Annotated in this window: 8 protein-coding genes; all 8 read right to left on the minus strand. The window is 40.1% G+C overall.

Going from position 1 to position 14,133, the window contains the following annotated elements; translation table 11 throughout:
• Positions 1-27: 27 nt before the first annotated feature.
• The 8 genes from E4T79_RS03355 to E4T79_RS03390 all read right to left on the minus strand — a co-directional run bounded on the left by E4T79_RS03355 (position 28) and on the right by E4T79_RS03390 (position 14,106).
• Positions 28-2,259, minus strand: coding sequence for an LPXTG cell wall anchor domain-containing protein (locus E4T79_RS03355; protein WP_135027729.1), 2,232 nt, complete (start codon positions 2,257-2,259; stop codon positions 28-30).
• 71 nt (positions 2,260-2,330) lie between these two features.
• Entirely contained in the window at positions 2,331-3,077 is a 747-nt protein-coding gene (locus E4T79_RS03360; protein WP_135027732.1) for an LPXTG cell wall anchor domain-containing protein, read from the minus strand.
• Between the two features lie 16 nt (positions 3,078-3,093).
• The gene (locus tag E4T79_RS03365; protein WP_135027735.1) at positions 3,094-4,176 is read right to left on the minus strand and encodes a hypothetical protein; all 1,083 of its coding nucleotides are present in this window, start codon (positions 4,174-4,176) and stop codon (positions 3,094-3,096) included.
• Positions 4,177-4,186: 10 nt separating this feature from the next.
• Positions 4,187-4,534 (minus strand): TrbC/VirB2 family protein, encoded by a 348-nt coding sequence (locus tag E4T79_RS03370; RefSeq protein ID WP_135027738.1) that lies wholly within the window; start codon positions 4,532-4,534, stop codon positions 4,187-4,189.
• A gap of 90 nt (positions 4,535-4,624) precedes the next feature.
• The gene (locus E4T79_RS03375; RefSeq protein ID WP_135027742.1) at positions 4,625-6,457 is read right to left on the minus strand and encodes an ATP-dependent Clp protease ATP-binding subunit; all 1,833 of its coding nucleotides are present in this window, start codon (positions 6,455-6,457) and stop codon (positions 4,625-4,627) included.
• 1 nt (position 6,458) lies between these two features.
• Positions 6,459-8,207 carry a DNA topoisomerase gene (locus E4T79_RS03380; RefSeq protein ID WP_135027745.1) on the minus strand — a complete coding sequence of 583 codons (1,749 nt, stop codon included), beginning with the start codon at positions 8,205-8,207 and terminating at the stop codon, positions 6,459-6,461.
• Positions 8,208-8,385: 178 nt separating this feature from the next.
• A complete protein-coding gene (locus E4T79_RS03385) occupies positions 8,386-13,830 on the minus strand; it encodes a PBECR4 domain-containing protein (protein WP_135027747.1) in 5,445 nt (1,814 codons plus the stop codon).
• Between the two features lie 18 nt (positions 13,831-13,848).
• Entirely contained in the window at positions 13,849-14,106 is a 258-nt protein-coding gene (locus tag E4T79_RS03390; RefSeq protein WP_135027749.1) for a hypothetical protein, read from the minus strand.
• Positions 14,107-14,133 lie beyond the last annotated feature (27 nt).

Here is a 14,133-nt window from a genome sequence, read left to right on the forward strand (position 1 = left end):
AACAATGTCCTTCCAATAATCATGTACTTAGTTCGCTTTACGTTTACAAATACCCGCAAGCCCCAGTCCAGAAATCAACATTCCCCCAATGATACCAAGAATACTTCCTACATCGCCTGTCTCTGGGAGAACAGCCGATGATTGAACTGGGATATTAGAAATTGGACTTGGGCTCTCAGGAGCTTTTGGAGCTTCTGGTACCTCTGGTTCTTCTAGCGTATGAGTGATGACTTCATTTGATAAAACTGGTACTTCTGTCACATTGCCCTCTGTATCCTCAAAGGCTAAGTAATTATTAAAAGTATTAGTTACATCGCCTGTTTTGATACGTTCAAACAAAATGTCGACAGCCGCTTGAAAATCACTATCTTTTGAAACTCTTGCTAAAAAGTCTGAATTAAGGGAGACGTAGAAACGACCTGTCGCTTTATCGTAGGTTTGTTTAGCAAAGTCTTTCAAATCAGCCATACTTTCAAGAATTGTGCCGTCCGTGAGTGTGATAAGTGTGAAAGCGTAGATTTTGTAATCAAGATACTTGTCATGCTCAATATCTAAATTGTCCTCAAAATCATACTTGACAAGTTTGTCCTTGCCATTCGCAAAGACTTTTGCCCCCTGAAGAGTATAGATTGCTTTCTCCCCAATTTTCAAATCTCCACCATTGATAGAGACCCCACTAAGATTGACTACATCTTTTGAGACGGTTAAGGGACGAACATAAGTATTCAAATGGTAGTTAGTCGCTAGATTTTCTTTCAGAATAGCTTTAGGAGGGTTAGTCACTGTCTTTAAAACCAACTGTGGATTATCTAAATACTTAAACTCCTCGACTTCTACAAACGAACTTGTTCCAAATAAAGCAAATTCAACATAGGCTCCAACTTTCCCATCAACTAAGGCATACGAATCTGTCGTGTGGACATAATCAACCGTAGAAGAAGAACCTGCCATTAGGAATGTCCCTAGAGGTGCATGTTGATAGCCCTCGACAACTAAAGAACTGTCTGAACTTAAACTCTTATCAGCATTCGGCGTTAATCCTGAGCCTTCTGGATTAATATAGTGTAAGCTATTCCCTTTAAAAGAGATAGAAGCAGTTTGTCCATAGTCGACATCACCAATAACAGAAGCTAGCACTAATTTTAATGGTTCATTATCGTCTCCGAAATAGTCAAACGATAACCCTAAGCGATCGTAATTCCAATAATTGACTGCTACCCCTCCGTCAATAGTCTTCCCAATTTTAAAATGAGACTTGGAAGTATCTGTCAAGGCACTTGCACGAGTTAAAGTCACTTTAGCATTGATATTCTTTCCATCTACCGTTTTACCAACATTGCGTAAGATAAAGGAATCTCCAACTGTTGTATCTTCCACTTTGTAATAAAGTTTTACAAGACCCCGATTTTCTTCGCCTAACTTTGTCACAGTCAAACCAATAGGAGACTCCAATGCAGTGTTATCCTGCCAACCTAAAGACTGAACTGCGTGTGATTCTTTATCAAGGCTAGTTACCTTAATATTTTTATAGTAATCTAGCCCTTTGGCATTTGTGTCAAATTCACCCGTCACATATAACTTACTTCCTTCATCAGAAGCAAGATTCTTTTGTTTAAGTTCCTCTTCCTTTGCTTTTGTTTCTGCATTCTTCCTATCTACTTCTGCCTTCTCTGCCAAATAAGTAGCTACTGCCTGCTTATTTTCTGCACTAGTTGCCTCTGCTTCTGCTTTACCTGCTTGATAAGCAGCTACACTTGTACCATTCCCAAAATCAACCTGCTTCTCTTCCACTTTAGCATTTGGATAAGTTTTTGTCAGCTCTTCTACTTCTTTATTGACAGTTGAGACTGTTTTATCTGCTTCATCATGCGCTGTCTGTAAATCCTTATTCTCTGCATTGATTGCTTCTTGTTTCGCTGTCACAGCTTCAATCTCTTTTGCTTGTGTAGCATAGTCAGCATGCGCCTCTTCAGCACTTGCGACTGATTGTGGTGCTTCTTCTGTGACCGTCACTCCTGCTGTTTTAGCTGTATCAATAGCAGATGTCAACTCTTTGCTTGCAGGTTCAAGAACCGTTTGACTAGCTACCTGCCCAGTGTTAGGAGTAATTGATTCTGTAGTAACTTCGTCAGCCAATGCTAAGCTCGAGGAAAAGATTGCCATTCCTGCAATCGCAATACCCGATACAAGACCTTTTGCCCATTTTTTCTTACGGAAAAATCCGTGTCCGTTTACAGTTTGTTTTGATTGTTTAAACATAGTTCAATATCCTTTTCTTTTTATGATTTTAGTTTAACGACATTACGGTCTAAATAACTAATGAGTTTCCTTTAGAAGATTTTCTTTTTCTTTAGGAATCCTAAACCTATCAGCATGATAGTTCCAAGTAAATTTAGGAGACCACCTGCTTCTTCTCCTGTTTCAGGTAAGGTCTTCATTTCACCTGAGGCTGAAGTTAGGGTAACTGTCCCATCTGCATTTGTTGTGCCACTTATAGATTCGGCTGAGACTAGTTGAGTTGTGCCATCAGCTTGTTGTACGACTACCTGACTATTTTGAGTACCGACAACGGTTTGACCACCGTTCGTTTCAAACGGATCAAAGGTCTGATTGGGTTCTGGCATGGGAGCTGGATTCTTCGGCTCTTCGCTTGGTGATGTAGGGGTAGTCCCTCCATTTCCATTAGTTGACGGATTGGTTGCTCCAGGCGTTGTTGGATGACTATTGTTTCCGTTGTTATCAGATGGTTCTGTAGAAGTTCCTGAAGTAGAGGGATTGGTTGGCACTACTGGATCTGTTGGAGCACTGGGATTCGGTGTACTCGGGTCTGTGGGAGTGCTAGGTTCTGTCGGTGTGCTTGGTGTAGATGGATCTACTGGAACTGTCGGTTGTGTTGTCCCAGCATCAGAAGAACCAGTATCTGTAGCTGGAGGGGTCATATCCGTTGGGGGTGTGACCACTTCCGTAGATGGTGCGCTTGGATCCACCGAAGACACTTCATCAGCTGAGACTAAGCCAGCCTGAGCTAAAGCAAGTGTTGACAATGTCAGTGCAGATAAGAGTTGTTTCTTTTTCATGTTCATGTTTCCTTTTCTATTCTTTAGTTTTGAGATAGTCAGATTCTTTAGGTTCTGTCGTGATAACATAGCCATATTTAGAAGACTTAGACGTCTTAACTGAAAAACGTAATCGAATACTGGAAGCCTTGTCTCCTTCTTTTACGGATAGGACATAGGTCACTGTGTATTCTTTTGTTTTTGAGTCATAGGTCAGTTTCTCAAGAATCACTGACTGCAAGGTACCTTCTTTTGGAACAGTGTATTTGGCATCGCCATCTGACAGAAAATCCTTCAAATTTTCCTTCTTACCAGAATAATAATTCGGTAAAAAGTAGCGGCTGAAGACATCTATTTGATGTTCCTTATCCACTAAGTTTTGGGTATCTTTTAGTTCCTGATAAAGATAGGTCACTTGTTCCTTCTGTTTGGACAGTTGCGCATGTGAGATCACAGATGAAATCATCCCCCCAAGAACTAATGTTGCAAGAAGCCCCATGAGGATATAAACCTTTTTCAGAGACGGTTCTTTAGGTGCTTTCTGTTCTACTGATGGTGCAGCTATAGAATGGCTTGGGACTAACTTCTGTTGTGGCAAAACACTTGAGACTGGCTCACCTTCTTCTGGGAAAAGAGGTAGTGCTGATTCTTGAATCCTCAGGCTTTTTTTGTAAACTGGGTAAATTTGATTGACAAAATACTCTCGTTTTTCTTGATAGGTATAGGATTGAAAATCTGGCTCTGTCATGATAGATTGAATCAATGGTAAGAGTAAATTTTCATGCCTTTGGTCAATGATAAATGAGCTGGCAAAGACTTCCCCTTCTGACACGGCTTCTTTGCCTTCTAAGTGACAAATCGCAACTCTTTTCAACTGGAATTTGCCATAAGCCTCCTGTAAAGCTTGAAAAAGCAATTCTGCTTGAAGAAAGGTCATATAAGGAAGTGATTCTTCAATCGCATACTGGAAAGTATCTAAATACTGTTGATCTAGTCCTTCAATAATCCCCAAAAGCTCGCTATCATCATCTGGAGATTTCCCATCTTCCCATGTGACTTCTAGAAATAAATCATCTGTTACCACGCATTTAGGACTCTTCCTAAAAGGGATAAATGCCATTGCAGCCACCTTAACCTTTCACAAAGTTAAAGCCCCACTCAACAATGCTTGGACCAGCAGAAACCGCAATAATAGACACCGCAATAGCTACCCAGTGTTTTTTGATCGCAGCTTTTACTTCACGACCGCCAAAGCCATAGATGAGACCCGTGATCACAACAGCAGCCCCTAAGGTGACAATACCAATCCCTTGGACTTTTGTAATACCCTGTTGAGCCAAATTTTGCGTTTTGGCAAAAGGGTCATCCGCATAGGCAGTATTGGTCAGGAGTCCTGACAGAAAGAGTGAGAGACTAAGCAAATAGCCCTTGCCTTTAGATCTCACTTCATTTAACATTTTTGTCAATTCGTGTTTCATAGAAATCCTCCTTTATTTTATTGACATTATTAGTGTAAGGGATAATGACATTCTCTGCAGTAAGCGGACAAGTCACAGGAAAAAGTTTTTTCAGCTGAAAAGAGAATCCACTTCTCCTCCAATTTCCAATTGAATTTGCCGCAAATCTTTTCGATGTTGACCATCTGGTGCATCTCCCTCAACCCATAAATGAACGTTGTAGGTCTGTTTGCTTTTATCTAATGAGAGGCTTCTGGCTGAGATAGGCGCTAATACTTTTCGTTTAATTAACCGCTCTAAAGGACGAGCCCCATTTTTCACATCCGTTCCCACATCAGATAGGTATTGAATTAAACTAGGCTCATAGGAAAGTGTTAAATTCTGGCATTTCATTCGGTCTGCTATCTCAGATAGATTTTTTGCTGCGATTTTCTCAATCACATCACGTTCCAAAAGGTTGAAGATGATTTTATTTTCGATCCGATTCAAAAATTCTGGCCTAAACTCATTTTGAAGTTCGCTGTCCATCGACTTCTCAAATTGTTGTCGATCACGATCTGTCAGTTCTTTAAAGTTACCCTTCAACTCCCACTTATTGATAATCTTCATAGCGCCAATGTTCGTCGTGAGAATGACAATCACATTCTTAAAACTAATCAAACGGCCAGAACTATCCGTTAAGCGACCATCATCCAACACTTGTAAGAAGAGGTCCATCACCTCATTGTGTGCCTTTTCAATTTCATCTAGCAACAAGACGCAGTAAGGTTTCTGTTTTACGCCTTCTGTCAATTGCCCTTTTGTTCTTGTTGTACGGTTACCGATAAGCTTCGTTACATCTTCTTTCTGTTTGAACTCAGACATATCAAAACGAATCATAGCATCTTCATCATCAAAAAGTGCTTCGGCAATCGCCTTGGCTAATTCTGTCTTTCCAACACCCGTTGGCCCAAGAAAAAGAAAGGAAGAAATGGGTTTATTTTCATCTTGTAGTCCGGCCTGTGCGATGGTTACTGCATCCACAATAGCCTCGATGGCATCTTCTTGTCCCTTGACACGTGCCATTAGCTTTTCCTTAAAACCTTCCAACCGTTCCTGATTGCCTTTTAGAATCGTTGTGACAGGAATCCCTGTTTTATTCTTCAAAACTTGGGCAATATCTTCTTCAGTTACAATACTTTTTCCTTCAGATGAAGCAATCGTGGAGGCCTCATCAATTAAATCAAAGGCCTTGTCTGGTAAAAATCGATCTGTCAAATAACGAACAGATAAACGGACAGCTTGTTGAACAGCTTCAGACGAAATTTCAACTCCATGAAAGGATTCATAGATGCCTTTAGCCTGATCAATAATGGTGATGGCTTGTGGAATAGTTGGTTCGTCTACCATAATTGGCTGCATCCGACGCTCTAGAGCTCGATCCGTTTCAATATAATCATGGAACTCATCTAAGGTGGTTGCACCGATTATCTGAATATTCCCACGGGCCAAAACGGGCTTAATCACATTTCCTGCATCAAGTGCTTGGCCATCTTGACTACCTGCTCCGATAATGGTATGAAACTCATCCACAAAGAGAAGGTTATGGCCACGTGTCGCCACCATCTCCTCAATGATCTTTTTGAACTTGGTAATAAAACCGCCATTTTCTTCACTCATCAAGCTAGAAAGCTCCAGGGAACGAATGGTTAAGCCTTTCAAGGCATCTGGAACCTGGTCACGCAATATCGCAAACGTTAGTCCTTCGACAATAGCTGTTTTTCCAACGCCTGCTTCTCCTACTAGGATAGGATTGTTCTTGGTTCGTCTGAGAAGGGAGATAATGACGGCTTGAACCTCTTTATCTCGACCATAAACTTGGTAGTCATTAGATTTTTGAGCAATCTTGGCTGAGAGATTATCCGTATACTGATCTAAATAAGGAGTCTTCAGTTCATCTTCCAACTCAATCACTCCTTTCCTTAGCAGCCACAATTTGATCTGTTAGCTTCTCTTTGATAGCATCCACAAATTCACGTGGGTTAATCTCACCTTCTCCAATTTGAGAGAGAAATAATTCCCAGCCGCCTGTTGTTTCAGGGCTAGCAAATTCATTATCATAAAGGTAATGAATCAAAAGATAGGCCTTATTAGTTGGGAATAACTGCCCTGTTTTCTTATCCTTCGTCACATAGCCTCGATCCTGAATGGTTTTCAGCATAGCTCCTCTCGTTGCCTGCGTGCCTAAACCATACTTCGGTAATATCTCACTGATGAGTTGACTCTCGGTCATTCTCTTAGGTGGCTTTGTCACACCTTCAAGAATAGTAGTCTTTGTTTCTAGCTGATCTCCGACACGATAATCTGGTAACTCAACATCTCCTTTTAGTTTCTGTTGGCTGAAAGATGCCCAGCCTGAATCAAGCATTTGTCTACCTCTTGTCTTAAAGACGAGTCCTTGATTCTCTAATTCAACTGTTGTCGTTTGATAACGACAGTCTGCCGCAAACATCAAGAGAGTTCTGCGAACGACTGTTTCATAGATTAACCGTTCATCTGGTTTTAAAGTCACTAAATTAGGAATATTTTCGGTTGGAATAAGAGCATAGTGACTTGTTTTAGCCACTTTTTCTGGATTAACATAATTTTCCCTTGGCTCTAAATGAACTGGCTCAAAATGGCAGCTGATAGTGGCTTGATAGCTCTTGATGTAAGTCTTTAGATAATCAAACTCCTCCTCAGTAATAAAGCGAGTATCTGTTCGAGGATAAGACAAGTATTTTTTCAAATAGAGGCTTTCCACTATCTGTTCTGTTTTCGTCGCCGAAAATCCCCACTGCCTAGCTGCCAATCCCTGAACATCTGATAAATTAAATAGAGCTGGCGCTGCTCTTTGTTGCTCTTCTGCTTCAACTGAAAGAACGGTAGATACTGGACTTAGTTGTCGTGATGTTGCTAGGATAAGCTCACTATCTGCGTACTTTTCTTTATTTGAAAAACTAATCTCCGTTTCCTTATCTTGTAACTGTAACTTCCAATAAGTCTCTGGTCTAAAGTTTTGAATCGCTAAATCATTTTCACAGATGAGACGTACTCCAGGCGTCTGAACACGACCAACCGATAAGCTATTCCCTTTTCCTCTTGGTAGCCGTCCCTTGTTTTGAAGTTCCAAGGTTACCAGAGGAGATAAGTTCATACCGACCAACCAATCTGATTGTGCACGTGCTTCGGCTTCCAGATAATAGTTATAGGTTTCTATCGGATCTCTCAGATGTTGAAAAGCTTTCTGGAGAGCACGTGTCGTCATGGAATTGACCCACAGACGTTTGGTGACTTTGTTTTTGCCTTCAGGAATATGGGATAAAATTGAGTAAGCAATCCGTTCCCCTTCTCGATCAGAGTCCGTACCGATAATGACTTGATCCGCTGCTGTTACTTCCTGATAAATCTGCTTGAAGGTTTCTTTAGAAACTTTGTCCTGCTTTAAGGCCTGCTTAAAAGAAACATCAACCAAGGGTAACTTTTCCAAATCCCAATTATCTTTTGGCAGTCCATATTCAAACAAATGCCCTTCCGCCGCAATAATATGCACTTCATCTGAAAAATAGGGTGTTTGCTTCACAATATGCACTTTTCCTTTTTGACTAGCCGTTCCTAAACTCTCTGCGTATGCAGCAGCTTGGCTTTCTTTTTCAGCTAGAATAACTGTTACCATATCTTCTCTCCTTTTCATTGATACTTCCATCATAAGAGATAATGACATTCTCTGCATTAAGCGGACAAGTCATAGAACTTAAATCCCTTTCCAAAAATAACTGCACACTTTGTTATATAACTTTTTGTATTCTTTCATGTACATTAAAAGGCACTCTCACTTGAGAGCACCTTTTAACTTATCTACTAGGTCCTTTGGTTGGGGGCTTAGGAAAATTTGGTGCTTGTTCTCGATTTTTTCCTAATGAATAGGGTTTGGTATGGTTTTCAATATGCTTCATCATATTAGAAACAGTTTTATGAACTCGTTTCAAAGAATCAGTCAGTTGCTTATCATCTAATGCTTTTAGATTATCTGTCCAACTCGCCATGTAATCAATCGCTTTTTCAGAAGTATCTAGTCCAAAGTATTTGGACAACAAATGACTGGTCATCTCAGCTTCAAATTCCTTTTGTCCTTTCGGTAGCTCTTGATACTGATTGGCCAGCTTAGGGTTATGAAGTGTTGCATGCGCTAACTCATGAATGGTTGTCGCAATTTTTTCTCCAGGTGTATTATCTGGATTAATGAGAATGAGTTGTTCTCCTGGGTAAAAGGCCCCTTTCGCATTCCCTAAAACGTGGGCTTCATCTTTCATCATGGTAATACCAATGCCTTCCGCATAATCACATAAGCCTTCAAGTACTTCTTTCGTCTTAACTTTATCCACGTTAAAGTTGTAATGACGGTTTGGCATGGCTTTCGGATAACTTTCTGGTTTCAGCGTCGTCTGGGATAACTCAAACACCTTGTAGGTGGTAAAGCGTGGATAGCCTGTTTTAGAATCTCTCTCCTGAAATTGACGGACAGGAAGTTTACCATCTTTCACTAAAGCTTTTTCTTGTGATGTTGCTTCAGACAACTTCTTATATTTTGGATTGCCTTTATCATTTTTCACTTGATGACCGTTTTCATCTAGGACTGGAATCATCCGAACCATCAATGGCCTAAACAATGTGATTTTGGCTTTCTCCCCTGTTTTAACAGACAGCCCCTGATGAATGACTTCCTTCGTTTCGCCTGTACGCTTATTGGTATAGGTTGCCTTAGTCTGAATCACATCCTCTGGTTTTATGCCTAAAGCTTCTCCCATCGATTTCCACTGGTCGTAAGTTGCAACTGCGTTTGCGCCACGCCACTGTTCATGAATGAGAGCAACATTGCGAGGAGAAAGTTTAGGGAACTTACTCATGAAATCCATATACTCTAGTAAGTCTTTAGGAGATTGGGTATACTCTCGGATTTTTTGGAAAGCATGTTCGCTGATGTCATAGGCGGATGCACTAGTATAATCAAAAGGTTCAGCTGAAATAGTAGGAGTCTGTTGTCCCTTACTCCTTTCTTTTCCTTGGTTACTAGCAAGAAAGGTGCCTACTTCTTCCTGTTGATAAAGCCCCTCTGGTGCTTTTCCAACTCCAATTTGTTCAGCAACTCTCTCTAATTCCTCGTGAATTTGGAAATCATTGCCCCAATCACTGCCATAGGCTAAATAACCTAGCTTTTCTTCTCCCCTCATCAGAGCCAACGTCCATGGAGCTTGTACATCTTCTAAAAAATCAATTGCTTTTGGACTATGAACCGCTAACTCTAGTTGATAATCTTGACCAAATTCTTCTCTGTTCGTATAAAGCATTTGATCATTTGATTGAGGTGTCCCAACTAAGTTCCCCTCAACGGATAGATTTTCTTGAATCTGAGGAACCGAAGCAACCAGTATCTTGGTTTTATCTTCTGCCATAATTTCTTCTACTCGTTGAGCTAAATTCGTTTTTATTTTCTGATTAGGAGAATAAAAACTTCCCCTTGAATAATCCTCCTCTGGAAGCAACTCGTTTGAATTCAAACTCTGTTCATTCGCTTCAGTAGCAATTTCCTGATTCACCTCTTGGTTTTCCAGCTTAGAAAGGATTTTCTCATCGATAGCAGCTAATTCAGGTTGTCCCTCTAAGCGACGGTAGCCTAATCCTAGCAAACGTGAGATAGGTTCGGTTTCATCACCAATATCATAGCGAACATTATCTTTAATAAGTGTTCCTCCAGGTGCATACACATCAAATTTAACTTTAGTGTAGGGGATATAGGCATCCTGGTTTCCTGTTGCATCAACTGTAGCTACACTTTCTTGATGATGTTCGTAGAAGGCTCTATTCTGCTTGTAAAGCTCTTCAGCAAATGTTTGGTAATCTACAAGCTCTGTTTCCTTAAACGGAATCTGAAAACCATCTGGCCACGTTTCTGCCCACTGGAGACGTACATGATAGGTTTCACTAAAAATACGATCCTGATTCCATTCTTGATAGAAATTAGAATTTTTATCAACTAGCCCCAGCTGATCGACAGCATCGACCACAGCGCTAAAGTTTCCTTCATGATTATCAGAGAGTTCATAGTATCGCTCCCAAGCTACTTTAGACTCTTCCGGTACTTGTGTTCCAAGTTTTCTAGGATCCCCTACATTATATGCGGCATCTAATACTTGAGTGAAAAGTTCAGCTGAAAAAACATCCGTTGGAACTATTTCTTGGGATACATCAATAGCTTCTTCATACTGTTTATTCTCCAAAATTGATAGCATCTCCTGACCACCATCTTTAACATATTCCTCATTGATTGAGATTTGTTCAAGTTGTCCATCTCTTTCGCGATAAACTCCTAACACTGTTCCACTATCTATATCAGACATTTTTTCTTTCAACTCACCTTTTATTTTCATCAACGAAGCAGGAACTTGGTGAATTCCCTCATCTCTAAATAGCAAAAGTAAATCGCTATCTTCGGGATTAAGTGCCTGTGAAAGATCGAGATTATTTAACTTTTTAACAGACGATAGATCGTTAAATACGAAGGTATCTGATTCAATAATTTCAGGAAGTAAGTTAAGAACTTTTAATTTATCAGGGGTCCCTAGTGCAAACTTTAAATTCTTAAAATGACCCTTACTATTAGCAATATCATCAATAAATTGTTCAGAAAGTGAATCTACCCAATTTTCATATACTGGTGTTACTCCTGTTAAGTGCATCCAATTTTTCTTACCAAAATGAACACTAAGGACTTGTAATCCATCTTCTTGAGAAGTTTTATAAATATATCTCATTGTAGTATCCGCCACTTCTGATAAGTACCATTGTGCCGAATCTCTCATCGTATTAGCATATAAATTCAAAGTTCGCAAGTTTTTCCTAAATGCTTTATTTGACATAATTCCATCATCAGTGGTAAAATGTAAATGAACATTGGTAGGAAAAATAGGTTGGGCTTCTGGCTCAACGGGCTGCGGTGCTGTCCCTGGAGAATCTTCTCCTAAAAAACTGGAATTGCGATTCAATAGTTCGCCGCCAGTGTTAGTCTCTTGATTCATTTCAAGGGACTTTTCTTTTTCTTCTGAAATAGAAACTTCCTCTTGGATGGCTTCTACTATCTGATAAGACTGTGATTCAATACGAGACATCAACATTTCTACGTCAGATCGACTGAGAACAACTTCACCTTCTTGTTCCATCAGGTAATGATAAAAAGCATTGGGAGTTGTCACAAAACCATAAGTATAATCCTTGATACCTGCTTCATTCAAGGGGTATTCTAGCATTCGCTCTATAGACTGCGACAGATTATCGAATGTTCTAGTGCCATAATAAGAACCGAACCGTTCAGCTGAGAGACTTTCAAGTTGTTTATTTGTTGAGTATGCCGCTATAGCAAGTTCTCCAATAAATCGGGTTGAAATATCTACTCCCAATGTGCGTTGGTGAGGTTTTAAAGCTTGATATAGGGAATCTTGTTCCTCCGTACCTTTGTTTTTATACAGGTCAACGGTCTTATCATCGATAGAAGCTAATATTGGCTGAAGTGGAGCTAAAACTTCCAATCGTTTAGCGTTGATATATTTGAGGGGATGGCTATTTCCTAGATTTCCAAAGACATTGTAAAAGTACACATCTGTATCAAAGGAAATAGATATTTCTCCTGCTTTTATCCGAGCTTCTAATTGCTTCACTAATTCTTCATTTTCTTTTTTAACAAAATCATAGGTCGCAGTTTTCTGTTCACTCGCTAAGGATTCTGTATCTTGATTTTGGATCAGAGGAGAATCAGAGGATTTTAGTTCGTATTTATCAACAATTACTTTAAATGTGTCTTCATAGTGACTGAGAACCTTATCCCAAATTTCAGGAAGATTAGCTTGTAGTTTTGTTAGAAATTCCACTTTTTCCATATCCGAAAACTCTTGATCAGAAAGATAATCAAGAATACCGTCTCTATCGAGTACATGCCCGTCAAGTGAGAGATAACCTGTTGCACCATCATTGCTTGAGTCTTCAACATAGAGTTCTGCTCCAGCCATTGGATATTTTCTATCTTCAAGCATGCCATGGAATTCCTCTAAAATAGTATCCTCAGCTCCCAAGTTATGAAGTTCTTCATCATGCCACAGATAATAAGCTGTATCATCCTGTGTAATATCTGCAATGATTTCATCTACTATTGTCTGATGGTCTTCAACTGTTTCTGTCTGATCTATTTTAGAAATTAGATCAGACAGTGAGCTTTTTAGAGCATCGTTCCAATCCATCTTTTCCTGTCCATGTCGCAAATCTGGTAATGCTTCAGTAACCACCGCTCCTTTATCACGTAAAGAGCTAACAAAGTTTTGGCCAGCTTCATCATTATCCACTGCCAAGGTAATCCAATCTGCATGTTTCCCTTCCGCAAAAAATTTATTATCAATCGCCGTCTGCAAACCTTCCGCCAGCTGATCATGACTCCAACGTAGTGGCCGACCTGAGATGTCAGACTGGAGCTGTGCCAAGTGTCGACCAATAACACCTTCTTTCAGACCATCCATTGAGACCAAGCGCACATCCTGAAGATTATCTTTGTGCAATTCGTAATAGGACATCAAATCAATAGCACTTTCCGCAAAGATAAGACGGTTAGGCTGACCAATATCCACATGCAGACCTGTAATACCGTCAGAATTTCGGACAATATTCTTAGCATAACCACATTCAGGCCATTTCTCCCTGTTTTCTTCTATGCCTTGTAGCGTAGCCCCCACAATTTCACCAGAGAAATCAAAGGACTTAAAGACAACAACTGGTTCAATACTACCATTTATCTTGGCATTAGCTTGGGCTAGCACTCCTTTTTCAAGGAAGAAATCAATCGTTTCATTAGAAAGGCCCCGTTGGTCTTTTAAATAGGTTCTAGCTGCCTCAAATGGCTGTTCATAAGGCTCAAGATAATACGAAAACGGATCCTGCACTCGCTCCACAGCTGTAAATTCCTTAAAGCTACCATCATTTAAAAAGTCAATCGCCTGGTTAAAGTTCACTTCTTTCATCGTTTCCACTAATGAAATAACATCACCACCTTGATGACGTGAAAACCAGTTCCACATATTCTTATCAGGGGAAATGACCATAGAATCATGTTCTTTCCAGCGATAATCTCGTCCCGAACGAACCAATTCCATATGAAGTTCGTTCGCTACGTCTAAAATTGCTCGAGAACGAGCATGTTCTACCCTCTCTCGACGGCTTTTTCCACGTGAAGATGGGCGTTGTGTGTATTCTTCTGCCATAAAAATCCCTTTCTTTCGCTAAAAGCACTCATATTTTGGTTGATAAGGTGTTGTCTCGTGTACAACAAACAGTTCTCTTGGTAGTTGAACCAGTTCTCCTACTGAAAGACTGTCAAATTGCTCTGGATTATCCTGATAGTTTAGTTCCAACTCCAAATCACCGTTTTTTCCTTGTCCTACAAAAAGAATTTTCTTCTGACTGTCGTCCATAGCCTTAACCAACCAGTCCGCTTCAAAGTCAAACGTTTCTTTTGAGATACTTGGAAAATATAACATGGTCTTCACCTCCTTTTCTACAGTTAC

This window comes from Streptococcus sp. LYSM12 (assembly GCF_004569635.1).
Classification (GTDB): Bacteria; Bacillota; Bacilli; order Lactobacillales; family Streptococcaceae; genus Streptococcus.

Bases quoted from the DNA above. Each gene is read 5' to 3' on its own strand.
- E4T79_RS03390 (WP_135027749.1), bottom strand. From the start codon at position 14,106: ATGTTATATTTTCCAAGTATCTCAAAAGAAACGTTTGACTTTGAAGCG.
- E4T79_RS03385 (WP_135027747.1), bottom strand. From the start codon at position 13,830: ATGGCAGAAGAATACACACAACGCCCATCTTCACGTGGAAAAAGCCGT.
- E4T79_RS03370 (WP_135027738.1), bottom strand. From the start codon at position 4,534: ATGAAACACGAATTGACAAAAATGTTAAATGAAGTGAGATCTAAAGGC.
- E4T79_RS03380 (WP_135027745.1), bottom strand. From the start codon at position 8,207: ATGGTAACAGTTATTCTAGCTGAAAAAGAAAGCCAAGCTGCTGCATAC.
- E4T79_RS03360 (WP_135027732.1), bottom strand. From the start codon at position 3,077: ATGAAAAAGAAACAACTCTTATCTGCACTGACATTGTCAACACTTGCT.
- E4T79_RS03355 (WP_135027729.1), bottom strand. From the start codon at position 2,259: ATGTTTAAACAATCAAAACAAACTGTAAACGGACACGGATTTTTCCGT.
- E4T79_RS03365 (WP_135027735.1), bottom strand. From the start codon at position 4,176: ATGGCATTTATCCCTTTTAGGAAGAGTCCTAAATGCGTGGTAACAGAT.